The sequence below is a fragment of the Streptosporangium carneum genome (assembly GCF_027922005.1).
In the GTDB taxonomy this organism is placed as follows: Bacteria; Actinomycetota; Actinomycetes; order Streptosporangiales; family Streptosporangiaceae; genus Streptosporangium; species Streptosporangium carneum.
This window is the reverse complement of the sequence record NZ_BSEV01000027.1, coordinates 27849-46497: the sequence shown is the minus strand read 5'-3', so window position 1 is coordinate 46497 and position 18649 is coordinate 27849. Positions and strand designations below refer to the sequence as shown.

The following is an 18649-nucleotide window of genomic DNA, read 5'->3' as shown; positions in this document are numbered from 1 at the left end:
CAGCCGGGTCGACCATGAAAACCCAGAGTCTCGCGCGGCCCGCCCCCTTGCGGGCCGCGCGTGCCGTCCCGCTGCTCCCCGTGGCCGGGGTCGCAGCCTTCGCCGCGCTGTGGGAGACGGCCGCCCGCACCGGCGTGCTGCCCGCCTCCGTCGTGCCGCCGCTCAGCCGGACCGCCGCCCGGCTCGGCACGCTGCTGGCCGAGCCCCGGTTCTGGTCGGCGGCGGCCGACACCGCGCTGGCCTGGGCCGCCGGGCTGGCCGTCTCGGTGCTGCTGGCCGTGCCCGCGGGCGTCCTCATCGGCTCCAGCGAGCGCGCCTACCGTTTCTTCCGCGTGCCGATCGAGGCGTTGCGGCCCGTGCCGCCGATCGTGGTGCTGCCGCTGGCGCTGCTGCTCATCGGCGGCGGCCTGCAGTTCAAGGTGGTGCTCATCGCCCAGGGCGCGGCCTGGCCGCTGCTGATGCAGACCCTGTACGGCGTGCGCACCACCGAGCCGCTGCTGCTGGAGACCGCCAGGAGCTACCGCCTCGACCCGTTGCGCCGTCTGGTGCTGATCCGGCTCGCCTCGGCCGCCCCGCTGGTGGCCACCGGGCTGCGGCTGGCCGCCGCGACGGCGTTCGGGGTGTGCCTGGTCACCGAGCTGGTCGGCGGCGCCACCGGCCTGGGCACGTTGCTGGTGCTGGCCCAGAGCGGCGACGACCTGGTCGGCGTCTACGCCGTCACGCTGGTCGCGGGCGTGGCCGGGCTGGCCATCGCCGCGGTGTTCGGCCGGATCGAGCATCTGGCCGGCCGTCGGCTGGCGGGCCGATGACGAGACGTCTGGCCGCGCCGGCCTGGCAGGCCGTGCTTCCCGTCGCCCTGGTGCTGGCCTACCAGCTGGCCGCCTCCGCCGCCCGCGACCCGTTCTTCCCGACGCTGCCCGCGATCTGGCGGGCCTTCGTCACCTCCTGGACCGGGCCCGGGTTCGGCCGCGACGTCGCGCCCAGCCTGATCGACCTGGCGGCGGGCTACCTGCTGGGCGTGCTGAGCGGCCTGGCCGGCGGGATCGCGCTCGGCCTCGCCCGGCGCGTCCGGGCGGCCCTGCTGCCGCTCATCTCCTTCGCCCTCACGCTGCCCCCGGTGGCGTTGCTGCCGCTGTTTCTGATGCTGCTGGGCGTCGGGCCGCAGATGCAGATCGGCGTCATCGCCTTCAGCGTGTTCTTCACCGTCCTGATCAACACCAGCGAGGGGCTGCGCTCGGCCGACCCCGCGCTGGCCGACCTGACGGCCGTCTACCGGATCGGCGGCCTGCGGCGGCTGCTGGTGGTGCAGCTGCCCGCCGCCGCGCCGTACATCCTGGCCGCGATGCGCACCTGCCTGTCGATCGCGGTCCTGGTGATGGTCGTCAGCGAGATGGTCGGCGCCTCCCAGGGCATCGGCGCGCAGACGCTGCTGGCCCAGCAGTCCTTCGCCTACGAGCAGATGTGGGCCGGGATGCTGCTGCTGGCCGTTCTCGGCTGCCTGCTCAACGCCCTGTTCACCCTCGCCGAGCGCGCCGTGCTGCGCCGCGCCGGACTGTTGCCCGCCACCTTCGCAGGAGCCTGACCATGACCGCCGTATCCGACCCCGCACACCCCGCGCGGGCGGCCGCAGGGGCCCCGCCTCTGCTGCGCGTCGAAGGACTGGCCAAGACCTACCGCACCCCCGCCGGGACGCACGACGCCGTCGGCGACGTCACCTTCGACGTGCACTCCGGTGAGATCGTCTCCATCGTCGGCCCGTCGGGCGCGGGCAAGACCACCGTCCTGCGCGTCCTGGCCGGGCTGCTGGCGCCCACCGCGGGCCGCGTCCTGATCTCCGGCGTCCCGGTGGACGGGCCGCCACCCGGCGTCGCCCTGGTCTTCCAGGACTACAGCCGCTCGCTGCTGCCGTGGCTGTCGGTGCTGGGCAACGTCACGCTGCCGCTGCGCTCGGCCCGCGTCCCCAAGGCCGAGGCCGCCGAGCGCGCCCTGCGGGCGCTGGCCTCGGTCGGCCTGGAGGGCAAGGAGAGACTGCGCCCCCGGGAGCTGTCGGGCGGCATGCAGCAGCGCGTCGCCATCGCCCGCGCCCTGGCCTACCAGCCCCGGCTGCTGCTGATGGACGAGCCGTTCGCCTCGGTCGACGCCCAGACCAGGATGGACCTGGAGGACCTGGTCCTGCCGTTGCGCGAGCAGTATGGCATGACCATCGTCACCGTCACCCACGACATCGACGAGGCGGTCTACCTGTCGGACCGGGTGGTGGTGCTGTCGGCGCCGCCGTCGGCCGTCGCCGCCGTCGTCGAGGTCGCGCTGCCCGCGCCGCGCAGCCAGACCACCACCAAGGAGGACCCCCGGTTCGGACGGCTGCGCCACCGGGTCCTCGACCTCGTCCGCCGCCCCGGCGCCCCCGCGAACACCACAGACACCACAGACACCACAGACGCCGCGAACGCCGCGGAAACCGGCGACTTCGCGATCCCCGCATCTCCCGTGACCGAAAGGACCCCGCAGCGATGAGCCACCTTCCCGACCGCAGGAGCGACTGGTCGGCCCACGAGCGGCCCTTCGCCTCCACCGGCCAGGGCCGCCCGGCCAGGCGCCCCAACATCGTCTTCATCCTCGCCGACGACCTCGGGTGGGGCGATCTGGGCTGCTACGGCTCGCTGCACAACAGCACCCCGGTGCTGGACCGCCTGGCCGCCGACGGGGTGCGGCTCACCCACGGCTACGCCGCCTCCCCCACCTGCTCGCCCACCCGCATCTCCCTGTACACCGGCCGCTACCCGGGCCGTCTGGAGGGCGGCCTGCAGGAACCCCTGGTCACCCGCGACTCCCGCTCCGGCATCCCCGCCGGCCATCCGACGCTGCCCTCGCTGCTCAAGGGCGAGGGCTACGACACGGCGATGTTCGGCAAGTGGCACTGCGGCTGGCTGCCCTGGTTCAGCCCCCTGAAGATCGGGTTCGACGTCTTCTTCGGCAACCTCGACGGGGCCATGGACTACTTCTCCCACATCGACAGCCGGGGCGAGCCGGACCTGTACGAGGGCGAGACCCCGGTGGAGGAGACCGGCTACTACACCGAGATCGTCAGCGCCAAGGCCGCCGACTACATTCGTTCCCGCACCCCGGACACCCCCTTCTACCTGCAGGTCAACTACACCGCGCCGCACTGGCCGTGGGAGGGGCCCGCCGACGAGGCGGTCAGCGAGAAGGTCACGGCCGCCACCCGCCGCGAGCAGCTGACCGGCCTGTTCCACTTCGAGGGCGGCTCCCTGGACACCTACCGCGTCATGGTCGAGGCGCTGGACGCGGGGATAGGCCAGGTCATGGACGCCCTCGACGAACGCGGCCTGCGCGAGGACACCATCGTGGTGTTCGCCTCCGACAACGGCGGTGAGCGCTTCGCCTTCCTGTGGCCGTTCGTCGGGGAGAAGGGCGACCTGGAGGAGGGGGGCATCCGCGTGCCGTTCATCGTCCGCTGGCCGGCCGCGCTGGCCGCGGGCCAGGTCACCGACGTGCCGACCATCACCATGGACTGGACCGCGACCCTGCTGGACGCCGCGGGCGCCGCCGCGGCCCCGACCCACCCGCTGGACGGCGTCAGCCTCCTGCCGTGGCTGCTGGAGGGCGCCGACGCCCCCGAGCGCGACCTGTTGTGGCGCACCCGCGGCCAGGGCGCGCTGCGCCGCGGCCGCCACAAGTTCCTCTACGACCGTACGGCCAAGCCCCTGTGGCAGGACTACTTCGGCGGCGAGGGACCGCGCGGCCGGCTGTTCGACGTCACCGCCGACGGCAGGGAGAAGGCCGATCTGAGCCGTGAGCTGCCCGACCTGTACGCCGAGCTGCTCAAGACCTGGCAGGAGTTCGACGCCGCCCTGCTGCCCTACCCGCCCCAGGCGCGGCCCTCCCTGGCCGACGGCGAACCCGACTGACGCCCGCCGCGGACGGAAGGCGCGGCCCGCGGCCGGGCCGGCGCCGATCGGCGCCGGCCGGTCACGGCTCCAGGCGCACGTCGTGGGTTCTCGCCTCCGGGGCGACGAAGCCCAGCAGGCGCATGCCCTCCTCCTTGAGGTCCTCGCGCTGCCGTGCCGTCACCGGCTCGAACAACTCCACCTCCAGCACCGCCTCGCGCCGGTTGGAGGTCACCTTCCACATGCCGCGCACGAACCCGTCGGCCAGCACCGTCGCCCTGATGATGCCGTTGACGGTGAAAACCCTCGCGCGGTACGGGTCGGCCATGATCCGCGTCCGGGTGCGTTCGCCGAACGACAGCAGCATGTTGTCGAACTCCGACAGGTAGCGCACCGGGGCCGGGGTCTCGGGGTCGGGCAGGACGGCCTGCGGCAGGTCGACCAGCCGGGCGCCGTCCTCGGTCACGAAGTGACGCAGGTCCATGTCGCGCACGACCTCGCCCAGCCGGGTCATGCCCGACCACTGCTGGATGTCCATGACCGTCGCGGGGCCGTAGGCGGCCAGGTAGCGGCGCACCATCTGCGCGGCGTCGGGCCGGGCGTCCAGGGGGCGCCCCAGCCACGCCTCGGCGCTGGTGTGGGAGGGCTGGCCGCCCACACCCCAGATGCCCCGCGGCGGCACCTGCACCAGCGCCACCGTGTTGCGCACGCCGGTGACCAGGTCGGCGGCGGGCCGCTGCGGCCACCGCTCCAGCAGGAGCCGCCCGAGCTCGGCGAAGGTGAGGGGCCGCTCGTCCACCAGGGCGCGTCCCGCCCGAGCCAGTTCCTCCAGGTCCAGCCCGGCCAGCCCCTTGCCGCGCAGGCCGCGTTCCAGCATGGGCCGCAGCAGCGGGCGCAGGGCCAGGCAGTCGTCGGCGGTGACCAGGTGGATGGTCGAGCGCATCAGCGCGACCCTGACGACCAGCCGCTCGCGCAGCAGCCGCGCCAGCTCCTCGTGCTCGAAGCCCGCAAGGCGGGTCCACAGCCCGACGTAGGGCGGGTTGGGCGCCTGGGCCTGCATGCCGTACAGGTGCCGCACCGCTTCCAGCGCCGGCGTCTCGGCCCGTTCCAGCAGTAGCTGCCGGTGCAGGGTGGCCCGGTTGAGCGCGCGTCCGCTGAGCACCTGGGGCATCTGTGTCCTTCCTTTGGCGACCTCAGCATCATAACAGAACGGAATAATTCGTTCCAAAAGGAGTGTCGCGAGGCGAGGCGAAGGCCTTCTGTCCGGCGCCGCCGGATGTCGTCCCCGGGGGATGTGCTCTCGCCTACGCGTCCCCGCCGTCCCGCTCCTCGCCGAGCCCTTCCTCGTAGGCCTTCAGGGTGTCGATGAACATCTGCCGCTGAGCCGCCGTCAACGGCTCGAGGGCCCTGCGCCACGCGGTCGCGCCGCGCGCCAGCCATCCGTCGATCGCGGGCCTGTGGGCCTCGGAGATGCTCACGATCGTCCGGCGGCGGTCGGCCTCGTCCTCCCGCCGCGACAAGATCCCCTTACGGCTCAGCTCGCCGACCATCAGGCTCACCGTGGCCGGGGCGACCTCCAGGCGCGCGGCCAGCTCGTTGACCCCCATCGGCCCGTCGAACAGCAGGAACGCCAGCAGCGACAGGTGCCGGGGCGCCAGCGACAGCGACCGCAGATCCTCGGGGACCCGGATCCGCTTGACCCTGCCGACCATGCGCGGCATGAGCAGCAGCAACGTGCGGATCCCGTCGTCGACGCTCGGGCCCGCCGCCTCCTGCCCCTGGTTGCCGGTTGACATCCGCGACGCTCCTCAATAGCTTTCAGTTCAAAATAGCTTTGCTTTCAAAGCAAAGCTGCTTTCGCTCCGAGACTATCGGAAAGGCCCCTCCGTGACCGAGCCGCAAGCGGCCTCCCCCGCCGACTGGAACCAGCAGGTCATCGCCGAGTTCCGGGCGAACGCCGGCAGAGTCGGCGGTCCGTTCGAAGGATCGCCCCTCATCCTGCTGACCACGACCGGCGCCAGGACCGGCAGGCCCCGCACCTCCCCGCTGGGATTCCTCCCCGACAGCGACCGCCTCCTCGTCGTCGCCTCCAACGCCGGCGCCGACAGCCACCCCGCCTGGTACCACAACCTCATGGCCGACCCCCGGGCCACCGTGGAGACCGGCGCCGAGACCTACGAGGCCATCGCCGTCCCCGTCCGGGGCGGGGAGCGCGATCGCCTGTTCGCCCGCGTCGCCGAGGCCGCCCCGGGCTACGCCGACTACCAGAAGGCGACCGCGCGGACCATCCCCGTGATCGCCCTCCGCCGAGCCGCCGCGGACCCCGCCGAGGCCCGCGCCCGCGCGGCGGGCGACGAGCTGCGCGCGCTGCACGACTGGTTCCGCGGGGAGCTGGCCGCGCTCCGCGAGGAGGCCGACGCCTACCTCGGCGCGCACGCCGCCACCGGCGTCACCGCCGGGCCGGGCCTCGAGCTCGGGCGACACCTGCGCGAACACTGCCTGACCTTCTGCACGGCCCTCGACAGGCACCACACGGGAGAGGACGGCGTGGCCTTCCCCCACCTGGAAGAGCGTTTCCCCCAGCTCGGCCAGGCGCTGCGACGCCTGCGGCAGGAGCACCGCGTGGTGGAGCGCCTGCGTGAGGAGCTCCAGACGCTGCTCACCCAGCTGGGCCCCGGCCGGCCCGCCGTCGCCGACCCCCTGCGGCTGCGCGCCGAGATCCACCGCCTGGCCTCCGAGCTGGAGGCGCACTTCGACTACGAGGAAGACCAGCTCGTCCCCGTGCTCAACGCGCTGCCCGCCGTGCCGTGGCCCGCCCCCCGCTGACCCTCTCTCGGCCCTCGGCCTCGGCCGCCTCGCGTCACCTCCCGCCGACTTGTAGGAGCGGAACAAGGCGCGCCGCCCCACGTTGGCGCCCGAGCGCATGAACACGATTGATCCTCACGGTGCACTGTGGGACACGTCACGTCCTGAACAACTCGTTCGGCTTCGGCGGCCACAACGCGTGCGCCGCCCCCGGGAGGAATGAGTCATGACCGTCGCCAACAGTCCCGCCCCCGCCTCGGCGGCCGGGGAACCCGCCCTCCGTGACCAGGTCGCCCCACCCGATCCGCGGGCCCGCCTCGAGACGCTGCTCGACGAGGGGTCGTTGCGGCCCCTCGTCGAAGGCGACGACGGTGACGTCCTCGCCGGTGTCGGCCGGATCGAGGGGATGCCGGTCGTGGCCTTCGCCGGCGACCCGCGCCTTCAGGGCGGGACCATGGGCTCCGCCGGCTGCGAGACCATCGTGCGCGCCTACGACCACGCGATGCGCGAGCGGCTGCCGATCATCGGCCTGTGGCACTCCGGCGGCGCGCGTCTGGCCGAGGGCCTCGAGTCGCTCCACGGCGTCGGCCGGACCTTCGCGGCGATGACCCACGCCTCCGGCCTGGTGCCGCAGATCTCCGTCGTGCTCGGTCCGGCCGCCGGCGGCGCCGCGTACGGCTCGGCGCTGACCGATGTCGTCATCCTGTCCGAGGGCGGCCGCATCTTCGTGACCGGCCCGGACGTCGCCTGCCCGGGCGCCGGCGAGAAGGCCGGCACGGGCGCCCCGGGCGGCCCCGAGCCGCGCAGCGGACACACCGGCGTCGCCCACGTCGTGACCAGGACCGACGCCGAGGCGCTGCTGAGGGCTCGGCGAGTCGCCACGCTGCTGGGCCGCCAGGGCCGGATACGCCTGGAAGAGGTCACGGAGGTCGACCTCGGCGGCATCCTGCCGGACAACCCCCGGCGCGCGTACGACGTCAGACCGCTCGTGGCCGGGCTGCTCGACGACGCCCCCGAGCCGGTCGAACTTCACCCCAGGTGGGCGCCGAACATCACCACCACGCTGGGCCGCCTCGGCGGCCGCACGGTGGGCGTGATCGCGAACAACCCGATGCGGCTCGGCGGCTGCCTCGACTCCGCATCGGCGGAGAAGGCGGCGAGGTTCGTCCGGATGTGCGACTCCTTCGGCGTGCCGCTGGTCGTCGTCGTCGACGTTCCCGGCTACCTGCCGGGAGTCGGCCAGGAACACGACGGCGTGGTACGCCGCGGCGCGAAGCTGCTGCACGCGTTCGCCGAGGCGGTCGTGCCGCGGGTGACCCTCGTGACGCGCAAGAACTACGGCGGCGCCTACATCGCGATGAACTCCCGCTCGCTGGGCGCGACGAAGGTCCTCGCCTGGCCGACCGCCGACGGCCTGGCGGTCATGGGCGCGGTCGCCGCCGTCCGCATCCTGCACCGGCGAGAGCTGGCCGCCGTGCCCGACGAGGAGCGGCACGCCCTCGAGGAGCGCCTCGCGGCCGAACACGAGAAGATCGCCGGTGGTCTCGAGCGCGCCCAGGACGCCGGCGTCGTCGACGAGGTCGTCGAGCCCGCGAGGACCCGCCGAGCCGTCGCCCAGGCCATCGCCGAGGCCGCACCCGGCCGGGGAGCACACGGCAACATCCCGCTCTAGAACGCCCCGGCCCGCACACACTCGATCCGGGATCGACGTCCGGCCACCGGTCGTACGGGAAACGCGGGCGCTCCTGGGCCGCCGGACACCGACGGGCAGACCCCCGTCCTCACTCGAACGGCCGAGCGGCCTGGCTTCGGGACGCGCGTGGTCAGAGGGGCTGGAGCCGGGGGCGCAGGAGGCAGAACTCGTTGCCCTCCGGGTCGGCCAGGACGTACCAGCTCTCGGCGCCGGTCTGGCCGACGTCGACGGGCCTGGCGCCGAGGGCGAGCAGCCGCTCCAGCTCGGCGTCCTGATCGCGGTCGGTGGGGCTGACGTCGATGTGCACTCGGAGCTTCCCGGTCCGCGGGTCGCTGCTGGGGCTGAGGACGAGGGTGGGCTGCGGGCCGCCGAAGCCGGCGTCGGGCGGCCCGATCTCGATGCTTCCGTCGTCTTCCCGGCCGAGTTCGACGTAGCCGAGGACCTCGCTCCAGAACGCGGCGAGCCGGTCGGGATCGGCGGCGTCGATGACCAGCTCACTGATGCGGCATGCCATGCCCGACAGTGTACGTAGACGGCCCGAGAACTGATCGTCGGCCGCCCGCAGGAGGGCGACGCGCTACGCGGTCGCGTTCTGCCCGGCGGTGTCGCTCTCGATCGCCTCCCTGGCCGTCGAGTCGCCGGGTGGCGCCTGGCCTGACTCCCCGAGAGCCCCGTCCTGGCCAAGCGCCTGCGCTCCTCCGCGAAACAGGGGCAAGGCGCGATCGGTTAGGATACGACTGTATCCATTAAGAGGAGGATGACGTCACCATGCGCACACCCGACCGGCCGTCGGCCTTCACCGGCGACTCCGCCCGTGACAAGTACTTCGCCGTCTACGACCGAGTGCTCGGCGAGCTGTGGCCGGCGCCGGTGGACGCCGTCGACGTCGAGACCCGCGCCGGCACCGTGCGGGTCCACCGGGCCGGGCCCGCCGAGGGGGATCCGGTGGTCCTCCTGTCCGGCGCCGGCGGGAACGCACTGGCCTGGTACCGCTACATCGAACCGCTGACGCGCACACGCCCGGTCTACGCCGTCGACCCGCTCGGCGAGCCCGGCCGCTCGATTCAGACACGGCCGCTCACGACCGGCGCCGAGATCGGCGGCTGGCTCACCGACGTCCTGACCGCGCTCGGCGCCGAACGCGCACACGTGGCGGGCTTCTCCTACGGCGGCTGGACCGCGGTGCAACAGCAGCTCGGCGGGGGCGGCCGGGTCGCGGCGCTGACGCTGGTGGACCCGGGCGGCTTCGCGCCGTTGCCCAGGCGGTTCATCCGGTGGGCCCTTGCCGGCGCCATCGCCTCCATGCTTCCCCGTACGTTGCGACACCGCATGGCCGGCGTAGTGGACAACGGGGTGCTGCGCGAAGATGGGCTGATGAGGCTGATGCGGGTCGGATGGTCCTTCCGCCGGCGGCTGCCCATCCCGCCCGCCTACACCGACGAGCAGATTCGCGAGCTGACCGTACCCGTACAGGTGCTGCTGGGCGCCCGCAGCGCGCTGCTCGACGCGCAGGCGGTGGCCGCACGGCTGGCCGGCATCGTGCCGTCCTGGCGCGTGGAGATCGTGCCCGGCACCGGACACGGGTTGCCCGTCGAAGCTCCGGACCTGGTCGCCGAGCGGATCCTCACCTTTCCCGGCCAGGCGCTGCCCGGGACCGCAACGCCTGAGCACAGCACGAACAACAGGTAGGAACGGGCATGCCCAAACAGGTCGATCATGATGAGCGGCGGCGCCAGTTGACCGAGGCGCTGCTGCGCATCGCCAGCACCCGCGGCCTGCAGGCGGTGTCGATGCGTGAGATCGCCGCCGAGGCCGAGGTCTCGCTGCGTGTCGTTCAGTACTACTTCACGAACAAGCAGGCCCTGCTGGAGTCCGGCCTCACCGAGCTGGGCGCCCGCATGGACCGCCGGGTCAGGCAGCGGGCCGCCGCTGCGGCGGGCGAGCTGACACCGCGAGGCGTTCTCGCCGCCGTTCTCGGCGCGATCCTGCCCTCCGACGAGCAGAGCCGCCTGGACTCGCTGGCCTGGACCGCCTACTACACCGCCGCCCTCACCGACCCGGCGCTCGCCGCGACCGGGCTCACCCTGCCCAACGCGCTGGAGGACTTCCTCACCGCACGGCTCACCACCGCGCAACAGGCCGGGGACATCGATCCCGATCGTGACCCGCGCACCGAGGTCGCCGCTCTTCTGGCTCTCGCCAACGGCCTGACCTCCAGCGTCCTCAGCCGGCAGCGCAGCCATGAGGCCGCCGCCGCGATCGTCGACTACCACCTCGACCGCCTCTTCGGACCGAGGGCCACACTACGGCCGTCCCTGGACTGAACCGCACCGGCCCAGGCTCCTCGTCCGCCCTCCGGCCAGCAGCCGTCCATCCTCGCGGCCCGTTTCTGCCGCACTGAGCAGTAGCGCCCCAAAGGGGTGCGCATGTCCGCGGGGCCGGGGCGGGCGGCGCTGCGGCACGGTCACCGCGAGGCTGGACGAGGCGGCGGCGTTCAGTGCGGGATCACCCAGTCCGGCACCCAGGTTCCGGCGGCGCCGTGGCCGGCCGCCGTGGCGGCGAGGTGGGCGCGGAGGGTGGCCAGCGCGGGGTGGGGGTTGTCGCGGCGCCACAGGAGCGAGTGCGGGTAGACGGGCGTGGGGCCGGTCACCGGGATGCGGCGCAGGCCGTGGTCGGCAGGCCAGACGAGGCGGGTCTGCTCGCCCATGAAGGTGGCCAGGGCCGGAGTGTCGGCGACGGTGTCGAGGAGCGCGTCGGAGCCGAAGTTGGGGCCGGTCGCCTCGATGGTGAGGCCGAACTCGGCGACGAGATCGTCGTAGTAGGCGGCCCACTCGGTGCCGGGGACGATGCCGGGCATCCAGATCCGGTGCCCGGTGAGCTGGGTCAGGGGCACCGACCGGGCGGACGCCAGCGCGTGGGCGGGGCCGGTGAGGAGCTGAAGCGGCTCGTCGAGCACCCGGACGGACTCGATGTCCTCGGGAAGGGGCCGACCGGGCACGGCGACGGCGCGGAAGGACGCGTCGATCACACCGGACCGAATGGCGGCGACGGCCATCTCGATGTCGAACAGCATCACCACGTCGAGCTCGATCTCGGGGTGCGCGCGGTGGAAACCGCGCATCAGACCCGACGCCGCGCCGCGCGAGGCGATCACGTCGACGCGCAGCGGACGGCTGCCGGTGCGGACGGACGCGACCGCGCGCTCGGCGACCCGGAGCAGTTCGCGGGCGTGGGGCAGGAACGCCTGCCCGTCGATGGTGAGCTCGGCGCCGCGCGGAGTGCGGGTGAACAGCCGCACGCCGAGGTTGCGCTCCAGCGCGGCGATGCGCTTGGAGACGGCCTGCTGGGTGACCGCCAGCTCGGCGGCGGCCTCCTGGAACTGCCCCGCGTCGGCGGCGGCGACGAAGGTCCGGACGGTGTCGAGATCCATGCGGACACCCTATGGATACAACCATTGGTTGTGGCTAGGCGGCATTGCGGTTGTTTGATCCCCTGGTGTGGGGCGCGCTTTGATGCTTGCGATCGCGGATTGGTTGTGCGGGCGAGTGGCGAGGAGCGTCGGGCATGCGGAGCGGGCACCGGTTGGGGCGGCAGTTCGGGTGGCTCTGGGGAGCGTACGGGACCAGCGCGCTCGGCACGTGGCTCGCCTTCGGCGCGTTCCCGCTGATCGCCGTCCAGGCACTGCACGCCGGGCCGGCGGAGGTCGCAGCGTTGTCCTCCGTGGCGGCGGCGGTGGGCGCGGCCGTGGCGGTGCCGCTCGGCCCGTGGGTGGAGTTCCGCCGCAAGCGGCCGGTGCTGATCGGGATGGACCTGGTGCGGTTCGCGGCGCTGTTGACGGTCCCCGTCGCGTTCGCGTTCGGCGTGCTCTCCTTCGTCCAGCTCCTGCTGGTCTCGGTCGTCGTCGCGGCGGCCGACATCACCTTCCGCGCCGCCTCCGGCGCGTACCTGAAGACGCTGCTGCCGGCCGAGGACCTGCTCGTCGCCAACGCCCGGTTCGAGTCCACGACCTGGACGACCACGATCATCGGGCCGCCGCTGGGGGGTGCCGCGATCGGGCTCCTCGGTCCGGTGGCGACAGTGGTGGCCGACGCGGTCAGCTACCTGCTCTCGGCCCTGGGCATCCGCGCGACGGGCGGCCAGGAGCCACGGCCCGAGCGCCGGGAGGTCGCGCGCGTGCGGGCCGGGGACCTGCTCGACGGTTGGCGGCACATCCTCGCCGACGCGACGCTGCGTCCGCTGTTGTTCAACACCGCCTTGTTCAACGGCCTGGTGATGGCCACCGACGCGCTGCTGGCCGTCCTGATGCTCGGCCCGCTCGGGTTCACACCGTGGCAGTACGGCCTCGCCTTCGCCGCGCCCGCGATCGGCGGGCTGCTCGGTTCGCGGCTGGCCCGACCGCTCGTCACCCGGTTCGGGCAGCACCGGGTCCTGGTCGTGGCCGGGACGCTGCGCGCGCTCTGGCCCGTCGGCCTGGCCTTCCTGGGGCCGGGCACCGGAGGGCTGCTACTGGTGATGGGCGTCGAACTCGGGCTCATCTTCTGCTGCGGGGTCTTCAACCCCGTCTACGCCACCTACCGCCTCGAGCGCACCACGACCGACCGGGTCGCCCGCACGCTGTCCGCCTGGGCGGTGACGACCAAGGCCTCGACCGCGCTCCTGACCGCCGTATGGGGCGTGCTGGGCGGCCTGCTCGGCCCGCGCACGGCCATCGTCCTGGCCGGCGTGCTGCTGCTGACGACCCCGCTGCTGCTCCCCCGCCGCGCCGCGGCGCCCCTCACCGAGCCGGAGTCGGAGTCGGAGTCGGCACCGAGCCGTGCCTGACGGGCCGCCACGGCCGTCACCGCGATCGGGCCGCGTGCCCCTCTTCGGCGCCGGTTCACCCCCTCCGCGTACAGCGCGCGGACGAGCGCGACGGCCTCCGTCGCGGCCGGCGGGGGGCGCGGCGCGGCAAATCGTGACTCACGTACCCGATGCGCAGTCGGCCCCGGCACGCGATCTCGCGTGTCAGGGCGCCCTCATCACCCAAGGAGAGAAAATGACCGTCACGCCCCCGGCACTGGACCCCCGGACGACCGCACTGCTCGTCATGGACTACCAGCGGGGAATCCTGGCCTCGCTGCCTGGCCTGGCCGACCCGGAAGCGCTGCTGTCACGGGTGGCCGACGCCATCGCCGGCATGCGAGCGCACGGCGCCGTCATCGCCCACGTGCGAGTCGGCTTCACCGACGCCGACTGGGCGGCGATCCCGCCGGCCAACAGGACTTTCTCCCTCATCGGCCGCCAGCGCCTCATGCACCACGCGGATCCCGCCACAGACTTCCACCATCGGCTCGCTCCCGAGCCCGGCGACATCACCGTCCGCAAGACTCGCTACGGCGCGCTGTCCACGACAGACCTGGACCGGCGGCTGCGGGATCGCGGAATCACCACCCTGGTCATCGCCGGCATCACCACCAGCGGCGTCGTACTGTCCACCGTCACCGACGCCGCCGACCGCGACTACCGGCTCTACGTCCTCTCCGACGGCGTCACCGACCCGGACCCGCAAGTCCACCAGGCTCTGATGACCGGCGTTTTCCCGAGACTGGCCCACATCATCGACACCGCCGAACTGCGCTCGCTCCTGCACGACAGCCGTCCCGATCGGACGAGGACCGGCAGGGCGTAACCGTCAACGACGATCGGCGACCCTCGGGGATCTCCATGAGCGTCACACCCTCCAGGCCGAAGGCCTGGAGGGTGTGACGCTCATGCCGTACGGGTGCTTCGAGCTCGACTCGACATGCCCGCCGCCTCGACACCACCCTCCGCCCCCAAGACGCCCACCGTTTCGTCGATGACGCGCTCCTGAAGGAACTCTCCGCCGAATGGGGCGAGAGCGAATGGCGGAGGGCGGCGTTGTGGGCGCAGTTGCTCACAAGGACCACCGACGGCAGCGTCGCCGGCCAGAGACTCCTCACCAGACTGGCGTGGCGCTGGAGGCGGTCCCGATCTCGGCGGAATGGACGACCAAGCGGCTCCTGGGCGAGGTGGCCCTGGCCGCCGGCACCGGGATCGGCGGATCAGGCCCGAACTCACGCAGCGAACGAGTGGCCAACGCGGCCCTCGGCGTGCTGGCCCGGCCCGGGGGCATGGAGGTGGTCGCCCAGCTCTCCCGCGTCCAGGCCAAGGTGCGCAGGAAGAGCATTCTGGCCAAGGTGAAGCAGATCCTCGAGGCGACAAAGGCGTTCCTCCTGGCCGCCGACGCCACCGTCACCGACCCGTCCATCACCCGCCAGCTCCGGATCTGATCCACACGGCCAGGCGGGCGGGAGGGGGTTCCAGCGGCCAGGGGGACGTTGAAACCGGAGATCGCGCGCTAGGCGTTTGTCCTGGTGAGCGTTGATGTGACCGTCGATCGCCACCGGAACCCTTCGAGGGGCTTGTCGTGGACCTGCGGGAGGTCACGGCGCCGGGCTCACCACGGGCTTGCGCCAGGTCATGATCTCGGTCGCCGGAAGACGCTCCGCGAAACGGTCGCCAGGTGATGTTCGCCGCAGCACCGCGCGCAGGTCCCGCTCGAAGTCCGCCATCCTGTCGCCGAACAGATGAGGGGCGGAGTCCGATCGGGAGAACGCCCACGCCACGATGTCGTCCGCAGTGCGGTCGACCACCTCCCCCGCCGGCACGACATGTCGTTCGAAGTTCTCGAACCCGGCCCGTGCCAGGACGAGGTCCTCCCCGTTCGGCGTGCCGTTGACCAGCGTTCCCCGCCCCGCGCGGCGTACCGGCCCCAGGTACCGGCGCACCAGGTCGCCGATCTGCGCGTAGGGGGGAGCGGGCAGCGGCGGCGGCGCCGGTTCGGCGGGCCGATCCTTGAGGTCGCTCATGTGGACGAACGCGCCTCCCGGCTCCAGCATCTCCAGCACGGTCGCGGCGACACGGTCCCGATCCGTCCAGTGGAAGGACTGGGCGAACACCACGACCCGGAATCTCCCCAGACCGGCCGGCAGGTCCTCGGCTCGGGCAGCCGCCCAACGCGCGTTGGTCACCCCGCGACGCATGGCCTGTCGCTCAGCCTCGGCCAACATGTCCTCATCCGGGTCAACGCCGACGGCCTCGGTGAAGAACCGCGCCAGGGGGAGCGTCACGATGCCCGGCCCGCAGCCGACGTCGAGGAGTCGGCCCCGGCCGTCCAGGCCGAGGGCCGTGGCCAGCGTTTCGGCGAAGCCCGGAGCGTACGGCAGCCGGCCGCGCTCGTAGTAGGCCGCACTTCCCTGGAACAGAGTGCTGTCCCACTGCCATCCGTCAGGCATGTCAGTCCCTTTCCAAGCGGTGGTGAGCGGGCGGGCCGGTGTCCGGGTGATCCGGCGCGGGCGCCCGGTCGTCCTGGAGGCCGTGCAGGGCGGCGTCGGGCTGTGAGCCGACGTCCCGCCCCGGAAGACACCCTGACAAACACACGCCGCGTCGTCGACCGCGGCACCGTCCGGGCGGGCCGACAGCCGCTGTTTCGACCAGGCGAACCACCCGTCAGGCAGTACAACCGGGTGATCTGCTCGTCCCGCCGAATCAGACGGTAAGAACGATCTTGCCGAAGGCGGTGCGGGACTCCAGCAGAGTGTGCGCGGCCGCGGCTTCGTCCAGCGGGAAGGTGCCGTGCACCACCGGCTTCAGGCGGCCTTCCCGCAAGTCGGCGAAGACGAGGGCGAAGGTCTCGGCGGCGGTCTTCGACGGTGCGCTGGTGAGACTGAGGGTCGAGATGGTCCAGGACTGCTGGAAGTTCGCGAACAGCGCCATGCCGAAGTCGGGGGTGGGGGCACCTGCGGCGATACCGCTGATCACGTACCTGCCGTTCGGGCGGAGCAGGGGGATGAAGTCGGCCACGTCGGAACCGGCGACGATGTCGATGACGGCGTGATAGCGGCCGTCCGGGCCCGGGTCGACCGCGTCCAGGCCCTCGACTTCCGTGGCCCCCAGGTCGTACAGCCGCTGCGCGACGGACCTGTCGGGAACGGAGGCGATCACCGTCGCACCCCGAGCGGCCGCGAGCTGGGTGGTGAGCACGCCGATCCCGCCACCGGCGCCTCGAACGAGCACCCGCTCGCCCGCCTTGAGGTCGGCCCTTTCCAGGCTTGCCGCGGCGACCAGGGAATTCACCCCGAGCGCTACCGCGTCATGGGACGAGACGTCCTCCGGTAGTTCTACGAGAGAGTCGACGGGCACCACGGCGCGGTCGCTGTAGCCGCCGCCGTGTCCGGTCGGCGCGAAGACCCGGCGTCCCACCCACCCGGCGTCGTCCTCCGAACCGACCTCGACCACCGTGCCCGCCACCTCCAGGCCGGGTACGAAGCCGGTGCCGACGTCGGGCTTGGCGCCCTGTCGTATCAGAACGTCGAAAAGGCCGACCCCGGCCGCTGCCACCGCCAATACGGCATGGCCCGGCGCGGCGGTCGGGTCCGGCCGGTCGACCAGCTTGAGGTTCTCCGGACCACCGAAGTCGGTGATCTCTACTGCACGCATGATGTCTCCTTGTGGCGTCTTGCCGCGCATGAAAGGGGAAGTGGCTGCCGAACGACGAGGCTCAGACGTCCTCGGTGACCTCGATGCCGTGGCACCAGAGCAGGCTAACCCCGCTAAGCGGAGGACCTCTTCCATTTGTGGTTAAGTGAGAGACATGCCTATTCAGCCGTCTCGGAACCCGTCCTCGTCCGCCTCCGAGACCCCCGTCCGGGGGCAGCGGGCCGACGCCCGGCACAACCGCGCCCGGCTCCTTCAGGCCGCTCGCGAGGCGTACGCCCTCAACGGCGCCGACGTACCCTCCAGCACCATCGCCCGCAGGGCCGGCGTTGGCGCCGCCACCCTCTACCGGCACTTCCCGACCCGGGGCTCGCTGATCGCCGCGGCGTTCTCCGAGCAGCTCGCCGAGTGCGTCGCAGCCTTGGACGAGGCCCTACGGGACGACGATCCCGGGCGCGGTCTCTGGTCCGTCCTCACCAAGGTGTGCAGGATGCAGGTCGAAGACCGCGGGTTCAGCGCCGCGTTCCTCGAGGAGTCTCCCGACGATCCCGACCTCCATCGCGAGCGCGCCCGCGCCGAGGCAGGACTCGCCCAGCTGGTACAACGCGCGAAGAACACAGGGCAGTTGCGCAAGGACTTCGATCCCAGCGACGTCACCCTCCTGCTCCTGGCGAACAACGGCGTCGTGCGGCAGTCCCCGGAGGTGTCCCTGGCCGCCTCTCGCCGCCTGCTCGCCTACTTCCTCCAGTCCTGCCGGACCACGGACGGCGCGCCGTCCCTGCCCCAGCCCGCACCGCTCCGCCTCGACGACCTTTACGGGCCGCCACACCGAACCGGCTGACCGGCGACTTCCGCCTGGGGTGCGCCCCCAACGCCGGACGCTGCGACATCGACTGCTCGGCCCGCTGAGCACGAACCCGGTCGCGGCAGCTGGAAACATCTCCGTCAGAGGTCATTAGCCACTAATCACTCTTAACGAGTCCGGCCACTCCGGCAGACTCGGGCCTGACAGCCGCCGGCCTGCTCACCCCGGTCGACCGGCGCGGTCTGACCCCGCTGTTCTGGCTGCACGTGCGCCCCTACGGCGAGGTACGCCTGGACGTCAACGCCCGCTTGAACATCGGCGCCTCAGCGCCGGTGCGCGATACCTCGCCAGATGATCGGTGAGTGCTCGCCGTTCAGGCCAGACCGATGTGCTGGGGTTGGGTAGCGCTCAGCGGGATCAGGCCGATAAGACCATGGATGCCGCAAGGGGCCGGATGCCGCGCCGCTGCGGCCTCTGATGCCGTCACGCTATGTCGGCATGCCGAATCTCATGGTCAGGAGCAGTGTGAGCCCGCAGGGCGAGCAACACCCCGAGCCGCCTGAACTGCCTGAGCCGTCCGTGTCGGGTGGTCACGCTCTACCGCCCGAGCAGATCGCCGCAGCCCAAAATGGGGCGCGCGGCTGGGTGCGTCAGGCGGCGGCCCGGTCCGCGCAGGGGATGGGCTGGGCGAGCCCGCGGGCGCTGCCGGCCGTGCTGTGTGCGAGCGCACTGGCTCCCTTTGATGTTTCCGCAGGTGGCAGTGACCATCTGCACCATGATCTATCTCACCGCCAGTGGCTGTCCGGTTGTTCCTCAACCCCGATGAAGCCGGATCGCCTGACCAACGCTGTGGCGCAGGCGGTGAACCGCCCCTTTTGAAGGTGATCACCGGTATGCACGCGCAAGGATCTATCGAAAGGTGGACGACCCGCGGCAGTCCTC

At 72.3% G+C, this 18649-nt stretch carries 19 protein-coding genes; 13 read left to right on the top strand and 6 right to left on the bottom strand.

The genetic code is table 11. The features are described from left to right. The first annotated feature begins 14 nt into the window (after positions 1 to 14). The 4 genes from PKF00_RS36160 to PKF00_RS36145 are packed head-to-tail and all read left to right on the top strand — an operon-like array spanning position 15 to position 3929. Positions 15 to 809, top strand: coding sequence for an ABC transporter permease (locus PKF00_RS36160; protein ID WP_271222228.1), 795 nt, complete (start codon positions 15 to 17; stop codon positions 807 to 809). Beyond that, on the top strand, positions 806 to 1582 hold the full coding sequence (locus PKF00_RS36155; protein ID WP_271222227.1) for an ABC transporter permease: 777 nt from the start codon (positions 806 to 808) through the stop codon (positions 1580 to 1582). Before PKF00_RS36160 ends, PKF00_RS36155 begins: the two co-directional genes overlap by 4 nt. A gap of 2 nt (positions 1583 to 1584) precedes the next feature. Continuing rightward, entirely contained in the window at positions 1585 to 2514 is a 930-nt protein-coding gene (locus PKF00_RS36150) for an ABC transporter ATP-binding protein (RefSeq protein WP_271222226.1), read from the top strand. After that, positions 2511 to 3929: a sulfatase-like hydrolase/transferase gene (locus PKF00_RS36145; protein ID WP_271222225.1), complete on the top strand. Its 1419-nt coding sequence runs from the start codon at positions 2511 to 2513 to the stop codon at positions 3927 to 3929. Before PKF00_RS36150 ends, PKF00_RS36145 begins: the two co-directional genes overlap by 4 nt. A 61-nt stretch (positions 3930 to 3990) precedes the next feature. Here the strand turns inward: PKF00_RS36145 and PKF00_RS36140 are convergent, their stop codons facing one another. Together PKF00_RS36140 and PKF00_RS36135 are read right to left on the bottom strand one after the other, a co-directional pair. Further along, a complete protein-coding gene (locus PKF00_RS36140; protein ID WP_271222224.1) occupies positions 3991 to 5079 on the bottom strand; it encodes a winged helix DNA-binding domain-containing protein in 1089 nt (362 codons plus the stop codon). A gap of 133 nt (positions 5080 to 5212) precedes the next feature. Further along, positions 5213 to 5704, bottom strand: a complete 492-nt coding sequence (locus PKF00_RS36135) for a MarR family winged helix-turn-helix transcriptional regulator (protein WP_271222223.1) — start codon at positions 5702 to 5704, stop codon at positions 5213 to 5215. Positions 5705 to 5795: 91 nt separating this feature from the next. Here PKF00_RS36135 and PKF00_RS36130 point away from each other — a divergent pair, with 91 nt between their 5' ends. Both PKF00_RS36130 and PKF00_RS36125 read left to right on the top strand, forming a co-directional pair. Next, the gene (locus PKF00_RS36130) at positions 5796 to 6734 is read left to right on the top strand and encodes a nitroreductase/quinone reductase family protein (RefSeq protein WP_271222222.1); all 939 of its coding nucleotides are present in this window, start codon (positions 5796 to 5798) and stop codon (positions 6732 to 6734) included. Between the two features lie 205 nt (positions 6735 to 6939). Then, positions 6940 to 8385, top strand: a complete 1446-nt coding sequence (locus tag PKF00_RS36125; RefSeq protein ID WP_271222221.1) for an acyl-CoA carboxylase subunit beta — start codon at positions 6940 to 6942, stop codon at positions 8383 to 8385. Between the two features lie 151 nt (positions 8386 to 8536). On the opposite strand, the gene PKF00_RS36120 is transcribed toward PKF00_RS36125, so the two are convergent. Next, positions 8537 to 8920 carry a VOC family protein gene (locus tag PKF00_RS36120; RefSeq protein ID WP_271222220.1) on the bottom strand — a complete coding sequence of 128 codons (384 nt, stop codon included), beginning with the start codon at positions 8918 to 8920 and terminating at the stop codon, positions 8537 to 8539. Positions 8921 to 9174: 254 nt separating this feature from the next. On the opposite strand from PKF00_RS36120, the gene PKF00_RS36115 reads away from it, so the two are divergent. Beyond that, a complete protein-coding gene (locus PKF00_RS36115) occupies positions 9175 to 10095 on the top strand; it encodes an alpha/beta fold hydrolase (RefSeq protein WP_271222219.1) in 921 nt (306 codons plus the stop codon). Between the two features lie 8 nt (positions 10096 to 10103). Continuing rightward, positions 10104 to 10730, top strand: a complete 627-nt coding sequence (locus tag PKF00_RS36110) for a TetR/AcrR family transcriptional regulator (protein ID WP_271222218.1) — start codon at positions 10104 to 10106, stop codon at positions 10728 to 10730. A gap of 170 nt (positions 10731 to 10900) precedes the next feature. Here the strand turns inward: PKF00_RS36110 and PKF00_RS36105 are convergent, their stop codons facing one another. Then, positions 10901 to 11836, bottom strand: a complete 936-nt coding sequence (locus PKF00_RS36105; protein ID WP_271222217.1) for a LysR family transcriptional regulator — start codon at positions 11834 to 11836, stop codon at positions 10901 to 10903. Positions 11837 to 11970: 134 nt separating this feature from the next. Here PKF00_RS36105 and PKF00_RS36100 point away from each other — a divergent pair, with 134 nt between their 5' ends. The 3 genes from PKF00_RS36100 (at position 11971) to PKF00_RS36090 (ending at position 14696) form a co-directional block, all read left to right on the top strand. Further along, the gene (locus tag PKF00_RS36100; RefSeq protein ID WP_271222216.1) at positions 11971 to 13227 is read left to right on the top strand and encodes an MFS transporter; all 1257 of its coding nucleotides are present in this window, start codon (positions 11971 to 11973) and stop codon (positions 13225 to 13227) included. A 214-nt stretch (positions 13228 to 13441) separates the two neighbouring features. Continuing rightward, entirely contained in the window at positions 13442 to 14074 is a 633-nt protein-coding gene (locus PKF00_RS36095) for a cysteine hydrolase family protein (protein WP_271222215.1), read from the top strand. A 301-nt stretch (positions 14075 to 14375) separates the two neighbouring features. After that, positions 14376 to 14696: a hypothetical protein gene (locus PKF00_RS36090; RefSeq protein WP_271222214.1), complete on the top strand. Its 321-nt coding sequence runs from the start codon at positions 14376 to 14378 to the stop codon at positions 14694 to 14696. Between the two features lie 153 nt (positions 14697 to 14849). Here PKF00_RS36090 and PKF00_RS36085 read toward each other — a convergent pair whose 3' ends face one another. Together PKF00_RS36085 and PKF00_RS36080 are read right to left on the bottom strand one after the other, a co-directional pair. Further along, positions 14850 to 15701, bottom strand: a complete 852-nt coding sequence (locus tag PKF00_RS36085) for a class I SAM-dependent methyltransferase (RefSeq protein ID WP_271222213.1) — start codon at positions 15699 to 15701, stop codon at positions 14850 to 14852. Between the two features lie 253 nt (positions 15702 to 15954). Then, a complete protein-coding gene (locus PKF00_RS36080) occupies positions 15955 to 16905 on the bottom strand; it encodes a quinone oxidoreductase family protein (RefSeq protein WP_271222212.1) in 951 nt (316 codons plus the stop codon). Positions 16906 to 17059: 154 nt separating this feature from the next. Between PKF00_RS36080 and PKF00_RS36075 the strand changes: the two genes are divergently transcribed. Together PKF00_RS36075 and PKF00_RS36070 are read left to right on the top strand one after the other, a co-directional pair. After that, positions 17060 to 17743 (top strand): TetR/AcrR family transcriptional regulator, encoded by a 684-nt coding sequence (locus tag PKF00_RS36075; protein ID WP_271222211.1) that lies wholly within the window; start codon positions 17060 to 17062, stop codon positions 17741 to 17743. Between the two features lie 462 nt (positions 17744 to 18205). Then, positions 18206 to 18586, top strand: coding sequence for a hypothetical protein (locus PKF00_RS36070; RefSeq protein WP_271222210.1), 381 nt, complete (start codon positions 18206 to 18208; stop codon positions 18584 to 18586). The last annotated feature ends 63 nt before the right edge of the window (positions 18587 to 18649 follow it).

Bases quoted from the DNA above. Each gene is read 5' to 3' on its own strand.
- PKF00_RS36160 (WP_271222228.1), top strand. From the start codon at position 15: ATGAAAACCCAGAGTCTCGCGCGGCCCGCCCCCTTGCGGGCCGCGCGT.
- PKF00_RS36155 (WP_271222227.1), top strand. From the start codon at position 806: ATGACGAGACGTCTGGCCGCGCCGGCCTGGCAGGCCGTGCTTCCCGTC.
- PKF00_RS36150 (WP_271222226.1), top strand. From the start codon at position 1,585: ATGACCGCCGTATCCGACCCCGCACACCCCGCGCGGGCGGCCGCAGGG.
- PKF00_RS36145 (WP_271222225.1), top strand. From the start codon at position 2,511: ATGAGCCACCTTCCCGACCGCAGGAGCGACTGGTCGGCCCACGAGCGG.
- PKF00_RS36140 (WP_271222224.1), bottom strand. From the start codon at position 5,079: ATGCCCCAGGTGCTCAGCGGACGCGCGCTCAACCGGGCCACCCTGCAC.
- PKF00_RS36135 (WP_271222223.1), bottom strand. From the start codon at position 5,704: ATGTCAACCGGCAACCAGGGGCAGGAGGCGGCGGGCCCGAGCGTCGAC.
- PKF00_RS36125 (WP_271222221.1), top strand. From the start codon at position 6,940: ATGACCGTCGCCAACAGTCCCGCCCCCGCCTCGGCGGCCGGGGAACCC.
- PKF00_RS36120 (WP_271222220.1), bottom strand. From the start codon at position 8,920: ATGGCATGCCGCATCAGTGAGCTGGTCATCGACGCCGCCGATCCCGAC.
- PKF00_RS36115 (WP_271222219.1), top strand. From the start codon at position 9,175: ATGCGCACACCCGACCGGCCGTCGGCCTTCACCGGCGACTCCGCCCGT.
- PKF00_RS36110 (WP_271222218.1), top strand. From the start codon at position 10,104: ATGCCCAAACAGGTCGATCATGATGAGCGGCGGCGCCAGTTGACCGAG.
- PKF00_RS36105 (WP_271222217.1), bottom strand. From the start codon at position 11,836: ATGGATCTCGACACCGTCCGGACCTTCGTCGCCGCCGCCGACGCGGGG.
- PKF00_RS36100 (WP_271222216.1), top strand. From the start codon at position 11,971: ATGCGGAGCGGGCACCGGTTGGGGCGGCAGTTCGGGTGGCTCTGGGGA.
- PKF00_RS36095 (WP_271222215.1), top strand. From the start codon at position 13,442: ATGACCGTCACGCCCCCGGCACTGGACCCCCGGACGACCGCACTGCTC.
- PKF00_RS36085 (WP_271222213.1), bottom strand. From the start codon at position 15,701: ATGCCTGACGGATGGCAGTGGGACAGCACTCTGTTCCAGGGAAGTGCG.
- PKF00_RS36080 (WP_271222212.1), bottom strand. From the start codon at position 16,905: ATGCGTGCAGTAGAGATCACCGACTTCGGTGGTCCGGAGAACCTCAAG.
- PKF00_RS36075 (WP_271222211.1), top strand. From the start codon at position 17,060: ATGCCTATTCAGCCGTCTCGGAACCCGTCCTCGTCCGCCTCCGAGACC.
- PKF00_RS36070 (WP_271222210.1), top strand. From the start codon at position 18,206: ATGCCGAATCTCATGGTCAGGAGCAGTGTGAGCCCGCAGGGCGAGCAA.